Consider the following 14,293-nt stretch of genomic DNA (forward strand, 5'->3'; position numbering starts at 1 on the left):
AACCATGGCCAGGACAGCCAGCAAACCGGGTTTGCTCTTTTCCGGATCCGACTGGGACTTCCAGAAATTGTCGCACGCCTACGACGCGATCGCGGCAATCGCCATCGAGGAACTCAAGCTGGACACCTATCCGGTGCAGATGGAAATCATTTCCTCGCAACAGATGCTCGACGCTTATTCATCGGTCGGCATGCCGCTGATGTACCGTCATTGGTCGTTCGGCAAGCATTTCCTGTACCAGGATTTTCTCTACCGCAAGGGTGGACGGGGCCTGGCTTACGAACTGGTCATCAACTCCAATCCCTGCATCGTCTACCTGATGGAGGAAAACACCATGGCCTTGCAGGCCCTGGTGACGGCGCATGCGGCGCTCGGACACAATCATTTCTTCAAGAACAATCATCTGTTTCTGCAGTGGACCGACGCCGGGGGAATTCTGAGCTATCTGGAGTTCGCCAAGGGCTACATTGCCCGATGCGAGGAGCGGCACGGACTGTCGGCCGTGGAAAGCATTCTCGACTGCGCCCACGCGCTGATGGAACAAGGCGTGTTCCGATACCACAGGCCGCCAAAGCTGTCGTCGGAGCGGCAGCGTGAAGGGCTGCGCGAGCGCCTGGAGTATGAAGAACGCTCCTACAACGACTTGTGGCGCACGCTGCCTCCCTCGCAGGACAGCAGCAAGACCGAGAAGAAGGACGAAGGCTTGGCGGAGCGGAAGAAATCGCTCAACCTACCCGAGGAAAATCTGCTCTATTTCCTCGAGAAGAACAGCCTTGTCCTCGAGCCCTGGCAGCGCGAGATCATCCGCATCGTGCGTATCGTCGCGCAGTATTTCTATCCGCAGCGGCAAACGCAGGTGATGAATGAAGGCTGCGCCACCTTCGTGCACTACACCCTCATGAACGCATTGTTCGACCGCGGCCAGATCAGCGAGGGCGCCATGCTCGAGGTCCTGCGCAACCATTCCAATGTGATCTTCCAGCCGGCCTTCGACGACCCCCGGTTCTCCGGTATCAACCCATACGCGCTCGGCCTCGACATGATGCAGGACATACAGCGCATTTCGACCGCGCCGACGGCGGAGGACCGCGACTGGTTTCCCGACATTGCGGGCCGCGGTGACTGGCGCGATGTGCTCCTGGACGCCTGGGCCAACCACCGCGACGAATCCTTCATCCGCCAGCACCTCAGCCCTGCCCTGATACGGAAATGGCGAATGTTTGTCCTCGCCGATCAGGCCGACGACGCACATTACGAGGTGGCCTCGATCCACAATGAGCGCGGCTACCAAAAGATACGTGCCGCGCTGGCCCAGAGCTACGACATCGGCGCGAGCCGGCCGGATATCCAGGTGGTGGATGTCGATTTGCTCGGTAACCGGCATTTGCGGCTGCAGCATAAGGTGAAGGAGGGCGTACTGCTCGACAGTGGCAGCCGCGACGCGACCCTGCGCCATGTCCGAAGCCTCTGGGGCTATGAGGTCAGCCTCGCTTCGGTCGACGCCGAAACCGGTGCGACGCTCAGCGAACGGTCAAGCAATGACTGTTGAATTTTCGCCTGGCCGCATCGGCGGGTGCCGGGCACAACGAGTGGAACACGCCACGGACAGCCGGTGCGCTCAACCGACCGTCGATTTCAGGAACGCCAGCGCGGCAGCGGTCAGCGCGTCGCCGTCCTCGCCGAAATCGCGGTTGATCGACATGTGGGTATAGGCGCTGCCGTCGAACAGCGTCACCTCGGTTCCGCTGGCGCGCAGGCGCTCGGCAAAGGCCGTGGACTGCTCGCCGCGACCGTCGGCGCGGGAATAGGCGATGAAGGTCGGCGGATGCTTGCGGGCCGTTGACATAGCTCGCCGGTGACAGTGCCGCCCACTGCGAAGGATCGGAAAAGGCCCGCGAATAGGCTCGCACCATGCCGCCACTTCCGGCAAGGGCGGCGAGATCGTAGGCCCTTGTATCGTCGAGAAGCAGGCCAGCGACGCCGGGCAATCCGCCGCGCATGCCGGTCAGGGCGATCAGATGGCAGCCGGCCGAATGCCCCATGCCGACGATGCGGTTGGGGTCGCCGCCATGTTGGGCGATGTTGGTCCTGACATAGGCATAGGCCCTCTCCACGTCGCCCGCCTGGATGGCGACATCAGCCTGCGGCAGCATGCGGTAGTCGATGGAGACGAAGCAGAAGCCGTTGGCAAGCAGGAAGGCCGGCTTGGCGTTCACCTGGCTGCGTTTGCCGGTCCGCCAGGCGCCGCCATGGACGAAGAAGACCACCGGCAGGTCTTTCGCGCCATCGGGCGCGTAGATATCGAGCTTGGCCGGACCGTAGTCGACGGTTTCGGGGGATGGCGTATCTCGCGCCGCTCTCGTGCCGGTTGGCAACAAGGCAGCCACCGAGGCCAGGAGCAAGGTTCGCCGATCGATCGTCATCGGCGAAGAATGCATCCCGGCGGGCGGGAGTTCCAGCGAGGATTGGCAAGGCGACGGCTCGATAGCGATTCCAGGAGAAATGCGCAGCGGTTTTCCGTCCGGAATTTCGTAAGCACAAAGAGTTAGAGCGGCTCGGCGATCCTATCAAACACTGAAACGCTTTAACTGTCGCCGGCCGGCCGGATCCTGACCCTGGCAATCCGGTTCTTGTCGCGTTTCATGACGACGAAGCGCTTGCCGTGAAAGGTAAAAGCCTGCTTCTCCTCGGGGATCGATTGCGCCTCGTGGATGACGAGGCCGGCGATGGTCGTCGCCTCTTCGTCCGGCAGGTTCCAGTCGAGCGCCCGGTTGAGGTCGCGGATCGGCACCGTGCCTTCGACGACGACGGAGCCGTCCGCCTCCTGCTTGACGCCTTGGATGTCGACATCGTGCTCGTCTGCGATCTCGCCGACGATCTCCTCGATAATGTCCTCCAGCGTCACCAGCCCTTCGACCTCGCCATATTCATCGACGACGACGGCAAAATGCGCCTTGCGGCGCAGGAAGGCGTTGAGCTGTTCGTGCAAGGTCGTGGTGTCGGGCACGAACCACGGTTTTGACGCGATCTTCATCACGTCGATCCGCGAGAAATCATTGCCGACTTCGTTCAGCGCGCGCAGCAGATCCTTGGCGTGCAGCACGCCGACGATGTTGTCGAGTGAACCTTTCCAAAGCGGCATGCGGGTGTGCGGGCTCTGCAGGATCTCGCGCACCACCGCTTCCGGCGCATTGTCGGCATTGACCGAGCGCATATTCGTGCGGTGGACCATGACGTCGGAAACTTCGAGCTCTTCGAGGTCGAACAGGCCGCCGACGCGGTCGCGATCCTCACGCACCACCTGGCCGTCGCGGCGAAAATCGTCGACCGCGCCGCGCAACTCGTCCTGGCTCGACCGCTGCGGCTCGATGCGCGACAGTTCATAGCCGAACATGGCAAGCAGGCGGGTGCGCACGGCAACGACCAGGATGACGAGGATGGCAAGAACGGCGAAGACGACCCAGCCAGTGTCCATCTCAGCCGGCTTTCCCGTTGCCTGGATGGTTTTCCCTGAGGAACGCCAGCACTTCCGAGGCCGGCACATCCTTGGCGATGAAGGCCTCGCCGATGCCGCGCGTCAGAATGAAGGTCAGCGCGCCGCGCGACACTTTCTTGTCCTGCGTGATGAATGAAAGCAGCGCATCCGCATCGGGCAAGTCGCCCGGAATGTCGGCCATCCGCCACGGCAGCCCGACGGCACGCAGATGCGCCTCGACGCGGGCCGCGTCGTCGGGGCTGGCGAGATTGAGCCGAGAGGAGAACCGGTACGCCAGCGCCATGCCGATGGCGACCCCCTCGCCGTGGACGAGGCGCGTCCCGTCATACTGCGTGGCGGCTTCGAGCGCGTGCCCGAACGTATGGCCGAGGTTGAGCAGAGCGCGGTCGCCGGTTTCGAACTCGTCGCGGGCAACGACACCGGCCTTGGCGCGGCAGGCTTCGGCAATGGCCTCGACCCGCTCCGGTCCGCCGGCGAACACCTTTTCCCAATTCGCTTCCAGCCAGGCGAAGAAATCCGGCCGGTCGATCAGCCCGTATTTCGCAAGCTCGGCATAGCCGGCGCGAAATTCGCGGATCGGCAGCGTGTCGAGCACTTCGGTATCGGCCAGCACCAGCCTGGGCTGGAGGAAGACGCCGACGAGGTTCTTGCCGCGCGGGCTGTTGATGCCGGTCTTGCCGCCGACCGAGGAATCGACCTGCGCCAGAAGCGATGTCGGAACCTGCACGAAATTCATGCCACGCCGCACGATCCCGGCGGCAAAACCGGTGAGATCGCCGATGACGCCGCCGCCAAGCGCGATGACGATGTCGCCGCGCTCCAGCCTGGCGGCCAGGACGCCGTCGACCACCGCCTCGAGATGGGCAAAGCTCTTGGTCTTTTCGCCGGGCGGCATCGTGATGATCGCGGGCTGGATGCCACTCTTCTCGAGCCCGGCCCTCAGCGTATCGAGATGCGCGGCGGCGACGTTCTCGTCGGTCACCACAGCGGCGCGCGTGCCCGGCAACCGGCGCGAAATCTCAGCGCCGGCGCGCGACAGCAGGCCGGAGCCGATCACTATGTCGTAGGCGCGGTCGCCCAGACCGACTTCGACTGTGACTGGCTGATCCGCGCTCATGATTCGACCTCGCCCGTCGCGGCTATCGCATCGATGCCGAAATGCCGGCACAGCGCCTCGATCACCTCGGCCGCGATGACCTCCTTGCGATCGTCGCGGGTCGGCACGGTGACGTCAGAGGTGGCATAGACCGGATAGCGTTCCGCCATCAGCCGCTCCAGCACGGCGCGGGGATCGGCGCTTTTCAAGAGCGGCCGGTTCTGCTTCTTGGAAACGCGGTCCATCAGAAGGTCGAGCTCGGCCTTCAGCCAAACCGAGACGCCATGGGCGGCGATGGCCTCGCGCGTCTGCGCGTTCATGAAGGCACCGCCGCCGGTCGACAGAACCTGCGGGCCGTTTTCCAGCACGCGCAGGATGACACGCTGTTCCAGGGCCCTGAACTCGGTTTCGCCATAGCGCTCGAACAGCTCCGGAACCGTCATCCGCGACACGCTTTCGATCTCCTGGTCGCTGTCGATGAAGGGCAGCGAAAGCATTGTCGCCACCTTGCGGCCGATCGCCGTCTTGCCGGCGCCCATCAGCCCGACAAAGACGATGGACCGGCTGCCCAGCCGGCCAAGCAGCGCGGCATGGGTCTCGCCTGGGGGATTTGCCTGTAGCGCGTTCATCGGCTGTTTCTTTGGGCCTCTTTGCCGGCGTATCGACATGAAAAGCCGGTTTGCGTCAAGCGTGCCGAGTGCCATGGGCCGATATGGACAGAGCGACGCTTGCATCGGAAGTTGCTAACAGGGGTCCGCTTCTTCCTTGAATTGGCCGGATAGGCGTCCCATAAGGGCACAGGGTTTGGAAACGCAGAACAAGAAGACGGGCGAGAACTGAATGCCGACACTGTTTCGCTTTGTCGTGACCCTCGCGATTCTGGCCGGCATTGCCTACGGTACGATGTTCGCGCTGGTGATGTTCGTCGAGCCGAAAAAAGCCGAGATGAGCGTGCGTATTCCGCCGGAAAAGCTCAATCCGAAGAAAAACTGAACCCCAAGAAGACCGACTCGGAACCGCCTCAAGGACATGAACAGCGCCGCTCGCATCGAGGCCTTCCTGGAAATGATGAGCGCCGAGCGGGGAGCGGCGGAGAACACGCTTTCCTCCTATCGCCGCGATCTCGAGGATGCTTCCGGCGGGATCGATGGCGGACTTGCCCGCGCCGGCGCCGCCGACATCAGGGCCTATCTTGACGATATCGCCGCGCGCGGCTTCGCGCCGACCTCGCAGGCGCGCAAACTGTCGGCGATCCGCCAGTTCTTCAAGTTCCTCTACGCCGAGGGCCTGCGCGCGGATGACCCCACCGGCACGCTGGACAGCCCGAAAAAAGGCCGTCCGCTGCCCAAGACGATGAGCGAGGCCGAAACCGGCCGGCTGATCGATCGCGCCGCGCAGGAAGCCGGCGATGCCGGGCTCGGTCACGCCGACAGGCTGGCGGCCTTGCGCCTGCATGCGCTGGTCGAAGTGCTCTACGCCACCGGACTGCGCGTTTCCGAGCTGGTCGGCCTGCCGGTGACGGTGGCGCAGCGCGATGACCGTTTCTTCATGGTACGCGGCAAGGGCGACAAGGAACGCATGGTGCCGCTGTCGGCCAAGGCGCGTGCGGCGATGCGGAGCTGGCTTGACGCCCGGGCCAAGCTGCCCGCTTTCGCCAACAGCCCGTTCCTGTTTCCGGCGGCATCCGACAGCGGCTATCTCTCGCGCCAGGTCTTTGCCCGTGACCTGAAAGGATTGGCCGCGCGCGCCGGCATCGCCTCGGCCAAGATCTCGCCGCACGTGCTGCGCCATGCTTTCGCCAGCCATCTCCTGCAGAACGGCGCCGACCTGAGAGCCGTTCAGCAACTGCTTGGCCATGCCGACATATCGACGACACAGATTTACACCCATGTGCTGGAAGAGCGGCTGGTGCGGCTGGTCAACGATCATCATCCGCTTGCCGACTAGGCCTCATATCGCTATGTGAGGACGACATTTCACCGCCCGGAGCCTTGGTTTCAACGGTTCCGCGGTCATTGCCTTCCGACGTATCGGTCCGTCCAAGCATGTACAATTACCTCGATTTCGAAAAGCCGGTGCAGGATCTTGAGCTCAAGATCCTCGAGCTCAAGAAGCTTGCCGAGAACGGCGAGGCGGTCGATGTCGCCGATGAGATCACCAGGCTCGAGAAGCGCTCGCGCGACGCGCTGCGCGAACTCTACAAGGCGCTGACGCCGTGGCAGAAGGTGCAGGTGGCGCGCCACTCCGACCGGCCGCACTGCATCGACTACATCAAGGGCCTGTTCAGCGACTTCACGCCACTCGCCGGCGACCGCAATTTCGGCGAGGACCAGGCGATCGTCGGCGGCTTTGCCCGTTTCCGCGGCGAGCCCATCGCGATTCTCGGCCAGGAAAAGGGTTCGGACACGGCGAGCCGCCTGAAGCACAATTTCGGTTCGGTGCGCCCCGAAGGCTATCGAAAGGCGGTGCGGCTGATGGAACTGGCCGACCGTTTCAAGATCCCGCTTTTGACACTGGTCGACACGGCCGGCGCCTATCCCGGCGTTGGCGCCGAGGAGCGCGGCCAGGCCGAAGCCATTGCGCGATCGACCTCGGCCTGCCTTGGCCTGAAAGTACCGTCGATCTCGGTGGTTATCGGCGAAGGCGGTTCGGGCGGCGCCATCGCGATTGCCACCGCCAACCGCGTCTACATGCTCGAACACGCCATCTATTCGGTGATTTCGCCAGAAGGTGCCGCCTCCATCCTGTGGCGCGACACGACGCGCTCCAAGGACGCGGCGACCAACATGAAGATCACCGCGCAGGATCTTTTGGAACTGAAGGTCATCGACGCCATCATCCCCGAGCCGATGGGCGGCGCCCAGCGCGCGCCCGAAACGGTGATTGCCGCGACCGGCGATCTCATCGCCAAGACGATGAAGGAATTCGCCGGCGCCAACATCGATTTCCGCGAACAGCGCCGCGAGAAATATCTGGCGATGGGCCGCAGCCTCTGACGCCTCTTGGGCGGCGGAACAGGGCTGACGGAAGCTGCCTGTCCACGCCCAATGTGGCGGCGATGAGCAGTTTCGCCACAAAAATGCCGCCCCATTCGGTTCAATGAAATCACCGCGGGAGATTGGCCGAGCCTTGCGGTAAGGAATTTTCAAGGTTAACGGGCTTACGGTCCGTCAGTGTTCAGCATCCGGGTGTGGCCGTTTCGAAGCCATTGGCCCGAAAGAAAAGACATAGCCTTATCCATGTTTGCCAAGCTTGCTCGTACTGGAGTTCTTGCCGCCTCGATTGCCGTCGCGGGCTGTAATGATTCGTCGATGAAGGACTTTGCCCCGGAAGCCAACAAGCCGCTGCCCGACAAGATCCTTGCCGATATGAGAGCCAAGGGCATGGTCCGCACCTCTTCGGTAATGGCGCGCATCTTCAAGGAAGAAGGCAAGCTCGAGATCTGGAAGGCCAAGACCAACGGTCGCTACGACATGGTGGCGAGCTACGACATCTGCAAATGGTCGGGCAAGCTTGGCCCGAAATACACCGAAGGCGACCGCCAGGCGCCGGAAGGTTTTTACACGGTTCGCCCGTCGCAGATGAATCCGCGCTCGAATTACCATCTGTCGTTCAACATCGGCTTTCCCAACGCCTATGATCGTGCCAATGGCCGCACCGGCCAGAACCTGATGGTCCACGGCGCCTGCTCGTCGTCGGGGTGCTATTCGATGACCGACGCCCAGATCGAGCAGATCTACGCCTTCGGCCGCGACGCCTTCCAGGGTGGCCAGACCGAGTTCCAGATCCAGGCTTTTCCGTTCCGCATGACGGCCGCCAACATGGCGCGCTACCGCAACGACCCGAATTACGAATTCTGGAAGATGCTCAAGGTCGGCTACGACAATTTCGAGGTCACCAAGGTGCCACCGAAAGTCGACGTCTGCGAGAAGCGCTACGTCTTCAACCAGGTCGCTCCCGATGGGCAGACCTTCAATCCGACCGGCCCCTGCCCGGCGACCACGCAGCCGGATTCGCTTAAGAGCGCCTATAACGCCTATCAAAGCACCTATGACGCGGCCTTCAACAGCGCGCTCAAGGCCAGCGTGCCGCCACCCAAGCCGACGATTGCCGGCATCAAGGAAGCCAGCATCGTCTCCGACTGGTCCAAGCGCCGGGCGCGTGGCGAGCGCGTGCCGATCGATCCGCCGTCGCTCAACACCGACGGTTCGGTCACCGAGACGGCGCGCATGGGCCGCATCGATTCGCCCGCCGGTCGCAAGATGGCCGCGCTCGAGGCCGAAAAGGCCGCCAAGGAGAAGGCCGAGCGAGAGCGGGTGGCGGCCATAGAAGCGGCAAAAGCGGCGAAGGAGGCCGCCAAGGCGCAAGCGTTGGCCGAAAAGGAAGCTGCCAAGGCGCAAGCCGTGGCTGCGAAGGAAGCAGCCAAGGCCGCCAAGGAAGCTCCGGTTGCCACCGCGACCATCGCGGCTCCGGCGGAGGCCGCGCCGGCAGCCGAGACGCAGGCTGCGAGCGCCGATGAAAGCCGGGTTACGAAGCTGAAGAACAAGCTGCTCGGCATGTTCGGCGGCTGAGGTTTTCACCTTGGCCGAACTGATAGCTATCTACGACCTCAAGGGGCTGAACTGCCCTTTGCCAGTCCTCAAGGCGAAAAAGCGCCTGGCCGGGATGCAGCCCGGCAGCAGGCTCTGGCTCGAAACCACCGACCCTCTGGCTGTTATCGATATTCCTGCCTTCTGCGCCGACAGTGGACATCAATTGATCGAGACGGCGGCGATGTCCGGTGGCCATCGCTTTCTGGTCGAACGCGGCGAATACCAATCGTAGGAGGCTAACGTCCGGCGATCGCCAGCGGATTGTTTTCCAGCGCCGCGCGGTCGGGCGTGTCGACCGACGGCCGGTTGGTGAAGGCGGCGAACAGCCGGCGCACATAGTCTTCCGGCATGTCGAGCGTAATCAGCACCAGCCGCGTGCCGCGCTGGCTGTCCGGCCAGGACGGCAATCGCACCGGCGGATGCAGGATCTTCTGGACGCCATGCACGACCAAGGGCCGCGACGGATCCTCCTGCAATTCGATGACGCCCTTCATCCGCAGCAGGTGCTCGCCATGTGTGGAACGCAGGAGATCGAGGAACATCTCGATGGCTGAAAACGGCACCGGCCCGTCATGCACCAGCGAATGGGTTTTTACGCGCTGATCGTGGCGATGGGCATGGTCATGCCCTTCATGGTCATGGTCATGGTGGTGGTGATCATGCGCGGCTTCTTCGCCGAGCCAGCGCCGCACGTCGGCGGACTTGGTCGCAGGATTGTAGAGACCGCAGTCGAACAATGCGGCCACCCCGGTTTTCGTCTCCCCGGCATCGAGCAGTCGCGCCCCGGGATTGATCTGCCGCAAGCGCGCCCTTAGCATGGCGAGGTCTCCGTGATCGGTGGCCAGATCGGCCTTGGAGAGCACGATGCGGTCGGCCACGGCGACCTGCTTGACCGCCTCGACATGCGCATCGAGCGTAGCATTGCCATTGACCGCATCCACCAGGGTGATGACGCCGTCGAGCCGAAAGGCCTGGACCAGCGCCGGATGGGCCATGATCGACTGCAGCACCGGCGCCGGGTCGGCCAATCCCGTGGTCTCGACGATGACGCGGCCAAGCCGGGCGATACGGCCGGTCTGCAGCCGGTCGACCAGGTCGGCCAGCGTGTCGACAAGTTCGCCGCGCACCGTGCAGCACAGGCAGCCGTCGGAAAGCTGGATGATGCCGTCGGAGGCCTGCTCGACCAGCAGGTGGTCGATCGCCACCTCACCGAACTCGTTGATGATGACCGCGGTGTCGACGAGCGCCGGATCCTTCAGGAGCCGGTTGAGCAATGTCGTCTTGCCGGCGCCGAGAAAGCCGGTCAGCACCGAGACTGGGATCGGGAAACCGCTCATCTGGTTCTGCCTTCTAATTTGGGCATGATCTCTCGCGAAAGCCGGATTTCACTTTTTGGATCGTGCTCTAATTCGCGACCTTGGCCGGCTGGTCGCCTTGGGCGGCGGCACCCACGACTTTCGGGCCCGTGCCGGCGGGTACCGGCTTGTCGGGCCGCCAGGTCGGGATTGGCACGTCGGCATATTCCTGCGCGCCCTCGTCGAGGATCGCCTTCGGCGCCGGACCCGTGGCGCCGCCAAGGCCGACGGCAACCAGTGTCGGCACATGGTCGAGCTTCTCCCGATAGGGCGATTTAGGCTGGTCCTTGGCGGCGGCCGGCGGCGGCGCCTCGGACTGCTCCGCCTTCCTCTTCTTCTTGCAGACTTCGTCATGGATGTCGTTGGGCGAGATCAGATCACCGTAGGGAGCGAGCGTGGTGACGGTGGTGGACCCGGCGGCAGGTGCGTCAAAGCCCTGATCGAGCAATTTGGCCGCGGCTTCGGCGCGGCTGACCGCCGACTTCTCGCCAAGCACGACCGCCACCAGCGTACGTCCGTTGCGGGTCGCCGACCCGATCATGTTGAAGCCCGACGGGCAGACAAAGCCGGTCTTCATGCCGTCGGCGCCGGGATACCGGCCGATCAGGAGATTGTAGTTCGGAATGGCCCTATTGCCGACCGCGAGCCCCTCGATCGAGAACCACGGCGCATATTGCGGGAACTCGCGGCGGATCGCCATCACCAGGATCGAAAGGTCGCGTGCCGTCGTGTACTGGTCGGGCGAGTAAAGGCCGTTCGGGTTGACGAAATGGGTGCCGTTCATGCCGAGCCTGGCCGCCTCGGCATTCATCCTTTCAGCGAAGGCGGCCTGCGAGCCGCCGACATTCTCGCCGACCGCCATGGCGATGTCGTTGGCCGACTTGACCAGCATCATCTTCAGCGCATTGTCGAGCCGCATCACCGAGCCGGGCTTGAAACCCATCTTGCTTGGCGGTTCGCCGGCGGAATGTTTGGTCACTTTGATCGGCGAATCGAGCTGGACTTCTCCGGCCGCGATCGCCCGGAAGGTCACATAGGCGGTCATCAGCTTGCTGAGCGAGGCCGGATACCAGCGCTTGAAGGCATCCTGGTGCTGCAGGATCTGGCCGCTCTTCAGGTCGAAGACCACCACCGGATTGGCCAGCGCTGGCCCAGCCAGGACGGACAGCATGATTGCGCCAGCCGGGAATAGTTTGAGGAAATGCCTGTACCGCATGATCGAATCCGAAATCGCCTCTTGCCCTGATTGCCCCTGGCTCCGTAAGATTTCATTACGTGACCGCCAGCATAAGGATCCGACCCTCAAAAACCGGACCGCATTATCGCGGTGCTATTTACCCTATGTGACGCCAACATGGCAAAGCGCCTGACAATCACAATTGCAAGGCACCCCGGGCCCAATTGCAAACCACCAGGCTGAAGCCGGCTGCACCAACAACGAAATGGAACCATCATGCCAATCCTCAACCGCGCCGCCGAAATGCAGGACGAAGTCGCCGGCTGGCGACGGCATTTGCACCAGACGCCAGAACTGAACTTCGATGTCTTCAAGACGGCGGCCTTCGTCACCGAAAAGCTGAAAGAGTTCGGCTGCGACGATGTGGTGACCGGCCTCGGCAAGACGGGCGTCGTCGGCATCATTCGCGGCCGTCAGGGGGAAGGCCCCACAATCGGGTTGCGCGCCGACATGGATGCACTGCCGCTCAAGGAGATCACCGGCAAGCCCTACGCCTCGACCGTTCCGGGCAAGATGCATGCCTGCGGCCATGACGGCCACACCGCGATGCTGCTCGGCGCGGCGAAATATCTCGCCGAGACGCGCAACTTCACGGGCTCCGTGGCGGTGATTTTCCAGCCGGCGGAAGAAGGCGGCGGCGGCGGCAACGAGATGGTCAAGGACGGCATGATGGAGCGTTTCGACATCGCTAAAGTGTTCGGCATGCACAACATGCCCGGCCTGCCGGTCGGCCAGTTCGCCATCCGTCCGGGCCCGATCATGGCGGCGACGGCCGAATTCACCATCACCGTGAAAGGCCGGGGCGGCCATGCGGCGATGCCGCACGGCACGATTGATCCGATCGTCATCACCAGCCAGTTGGTCGGCGCCTTGCAGACGATCGCCTCGCGCAGCACCGATCCGGTCGAGGCGGTGGTGGTGTCGGTGACCAAGTTCCACGCCGGCGACGCCTACAACATCATCCCGGAATCGGCCGAGATCGCCGGCACCGTGCGCACGCTGAAGAAGGAAGTGGCCAGGAAGTCGGAAGAGCGGATCCGCGCCATCTGCGCGGGACTTGCCACCGCCTACGGCGCGACGATCGAGGTCGACTACGACGCGAACTACCCGGTGACGTTCAATCATGCGGATGAGACGGTCTTCGCCAGCGATGTGGCCGCCGACGTGGCGGGCGATGCCCAGGTGCACCGCGAGATCCAGCCGGTGATGGGCGGCGAGGATTTCTCCTACATGCTGGAAGCCCGGCCTGGAGCCTTCATCTTCATCGGCAATGGCGAGACCGCCGGTCTCCACAATCCGGCCTACGACTTCAACGACGAAGCCATCCCGCACGGCATGAGCTATTGGGTGAAACTGGCGGAGACGGCGCTAGCCGCCTGAGGCCGGTCTTATAAAGCGCCGGCCGAATTGCGTTCGGCCGGCCCTCTTGGCGAAACGATCCGAAGCGGCTATGTGTCGGGCCGCGTGGTCCCGTAGCTCAGTAGGATAGAGCGGCAGATTCCTAATCTGTAGGTCACAGGTTCGATTCCTGTCGGGATCACCATGCTTTCAATTTTACGATGGCTACGTGCAGTAAGCTGCCCGGTTGGCGACCCGCTTTCTACACGTCACTTGCCGACATAGGCGGCCAATTCATCGGGCGTCCCCATCGGGAATGCCTGCTTGAGGTAGTCGAGGAACGCGGACACCCGAGCGCTTAGCAGCCGCCTGGACGGGTAGAGCGCCCACAAGGTGATGTCGCCTCCCTCGACATCACCCCAATGGATCAGCGAGCCGTCGGCTATGTCGTGGCTGACAAGCGACACGGGGAGGCGGCCCGCACCGACCCCCGCTCGCACCGCACCCCGGACCATGATCAGCGATGACAGGGTCAGAACTGGCTGGATCGCGATAGTTGCCCGGCCAGTGGGCGTCTTCACGGCCCAGATCGATCGATCGCCGGCCGTGCGCACGACCGCGGGAGCGGGGTGGTGCCCGGGCGGCCGCGCGAGGTCAGGGCTTGCCACGACCACCAGCCGATCGCGCAGGAAGACTCGTCCGACGAGGCTGTCATCCGGATCGGGATTGACCCTGATCACCAGATCAAATCCCTCCTCGATCATGTCGACGGAGCGGTCTTCCGTCGACACATCGAGCCTCACTTCCGGATACTTCAGGGCGAACCCGGCGGCGATCTTTCCCATCGCGGTCTGCGAAAAAACCAGTGGCGCGCTGATCCGCAACCTGCCTCGCGGCCTTTCACCTCCCGAGGAGATCGCTGCGGCTGTCTCGTCGAGTTCGGTAAGCAGCCGGCCCGCACGTTCGTATAGCGCGCGCCCTTCCTCCGTCAGCTTGAGCATGCGTGCGCCGCGTTCCAACAGGCGCAGACCAAGGCTGGCCTCAAGCTCCGCGACCCGACGCGACAGCGTCGCCTTAGGGCGAGCGGCAGCGCGGGCGGCACGCCCGAAGCCGCCGTGGCGCGCCACGATGACGAAATCAGCGAGAGCAAGCAGATCCATGTGTTCCACCAGTGATACG

General features: G+C 63.4%; 14 protein-coding genes and 1 tRNA gene. 8 read left to right on the top strand and 7 right to left on the bottom strand.

Annotated elements, in window-relative coordinates:
• Positions 1-4: 4 nt before the first annotated feature.
• Positions 5-1,549 carry a SpoVR family protein gene (locus LB571_RS26280; RefSeq protein WP_224599209.1) on the top strand — a complete coding sequence of 515 codons (1,545 nt, stop codon included), beginning with the start codon at positions 5-7 and terminating at the stop codon, positions 1,547-1,549.
• On the opposite strand, the gene LB571_RS28890 is transcribed toward LB571_RS26280, so the two are convergent.
• The 4 genes from LB571_RS28890 to LB571_RS26305 form a co-directional block, all read right to left on the bottom strand.
• Positions 1,521-2,438 (bottom strand): alpha/beta hydrolase, encoded by a 918-nt coding sequence (locus LB571_RS28890; protein ID WP_411969743.1) that lies wholly within the window; start codon positions 2,436-2,438, stop codon positions 1,521-1,523. The two genes, LB571_RS26280 and LB571_RS28890, sit on opposite strands and share 29 nt — an antisense overlap.
• A 146-nt stretch (positions 2,439-2,584) precedes the next feature.
• Positions 2,585-3,475: an HlyC/CorC family transporter gene (locus LB571_RS26295; RefSeq protein ID WP_224599211.1), complete on the bottom strand. Its 891-nt coding sequence runs from the start codon at positions 3,473-3,475 to the stop codon at positions 2,585-2,587.
• Between the two features lies 1 nt (position 3,476).
• Positions 3,477-4,613 (bottom strand): 3-dehydroquinate synthase, encoded by a 1,137-nt coding sequence (aroB, locus tag LB571_RS26300; RefSeq protein WP_224599213.1) that lies wholly within the window; start codon positions 4,611-4,613, stop codon positions 3,477-3,479.
• Positions 4,610-5,221: a shikimate kinase gene (locus tag LB571_RS26305; RefSeq protein ID WP_140823989.1), complete on the bottom strand. Its 612-nt coding sequence runs from the start codon at positions 5,219-5,221 to the stop codon at positions 4,610-4,612. Before LB571_RS26305 ends, aroB begins: the two co-directional genes overlap by 4 nt.
• A gap of 211 nt (positions 5,222-5,432) precedes the next feature.
• Here LB571_RS26305 and LB571_RS26310 point away from each other — a divergent pair, with 211 nt between their 5' ends.
• The 5 genes from LB571_RS26310 (at position 5,433) to LB571_RS26330 (ending at position 9,416) form a co-directional block, all read left to right on the top strand.
• Positions 5,433-5,585, top strand: coding sequence for a hypothetical protein (locus LB571_RS26310; RefSeq protein WP_015315495.1), 153 nt, complete (start codon positions 5,433-5,435; stop codon positions 5,583-5,585).
• Positions 5,586-5,621: 36 nt separating this feature from the next.
• Positions 5,622-6,539: a site-specific tyrosine recombinase XerD gene (locus tag LB571_RS26315; RefSeq protein ID WP_015315494.1), complete on the top strand. Its 918-nt coding sequence runs from the start codon at positions 5,622-5,624 to the stop codon at positions 6,537-6,539.
• 98 nt (positions 6,540-6,637) lie between these two features.
• Positions 6,638-7,588 carry an acetyl-CoA carboxylase carboxyltransferase subunit alpha gene (locus LB571_RS26320; RefSeq protein WP_140616795.1) on the top strand — a complete coding sequence of 317 codons (951 nt, stop codon included), beginning with the start codon at positions 6,638-6,640 and terminating at the stop codon, positions 7,586-7,588.
• Positions 7,589-7,831: 243 nt separating this feature from the next.
• Positions 7,832-9,163, top strand: a complete 1,332-nt coding sequence (locus LB571_RS26325) for a murein L,D-transpeptidase family protein (RefSeq protein WP_140874938.1) — start codon at positions 7,832-7,834, stop codon at positions 9,161-9,163.
• Between the two features lie 10 nt (positions 9,164-9,173).
• Positions 9,174-9,416, top strand: a complete 243-nt coding sequence (locus LB571_RS26330; protein ID WP_015315491.1) for a sulfurtransferase TusA family protein — start codon at positions 9,174-9,176, stop codon at positions 9,414-9,416.
• A gap of 4 nt (positions 9,417-9,420) precedes the next feature.
• On the opposite strand, the gene LB571_RS26335 is transcribed toward LB571_RS26330, so the two are convergent.
• Together LB571_RS26335 and LB571_RS26340 are read right to left on the bottom strand one after the other, a co-directional pair.
• On the bottom strand, positions 9,421-10,521 hold the full coding sequence (locus tag LB571_RS26335) for a CobW family GTP-binding protein (protein WP_224599215.1): 1,101 nt from the start codon (positions 10,519-10,521) through the stop codon (positions 9,421-9,423).
• Positions 10,522-10,588: 67 nt separating this feature from the next.
• Positions 10,589-11,755: a D-alanyl-D-alanine carboxypeptidase family protein gene (locus LB571_RS26340; RefSeq protein WP_224599216.1), complete on the bottom strand. Its 1,167-nt coding sequence runs from the start codon at positions 11,753-11,755 to the stop codon at positions 10,589-10,591.
• Positions 11,756-11,992: 237 nt separating this feature from the next.
• On the opposite strand from LB571_RS26340, the gene LB571_RS26345 reads away from it, so the two are divergent.
• Together LB571_RS26345 and LB571_RS26350 are read left to right on the top strand one after the other, a co-directional pair.
• A complete protein-coding gene (locus LB571_RS26345; protein WP_015315488.1) occupies positions 11,993-13,156 on the top strand; it encodes a M20 aminoacylase family protein in 1,164 nt (387 codons plus the stop codon).
• 86 nt (positions 13,157-13,242) lie between these two features.
• Positions 13,243-13,319 (top strand) — tRNA-Arg (locus tag LB571_RS26350).
• A 64-nt stretch (positions 13,320-13,383) separates the two neighbouring features.
• Here LB571_RS26350 and LB571_RS26355 read toward each other — a convergent pair.
• Positions 13,384-14,274, bottom strand: coding sequence for a LysR family transcriptional regulator (locus tag LB571_RS26355; RefSeq protein WP_224599218.1), 891 nt, complete (start codon positions 14,272-14,274; stop codon positions 13,384-13,386).
• Positions 14,275-14,293: the final 19 nt, after the last annotated feature.

Origin of the sequence: Mesorhizobium sp. BR1-1-4, assembly GCF_020165375.1 — a bacterium.
Taxonomy (GTDB): domain Bacteria; phylum Pseudomonadota; class Alphaproteobacteria; order Rhizobiales; family Rhizobiaceae; genus Mesorhizobium; species Mesorhizobium australicum.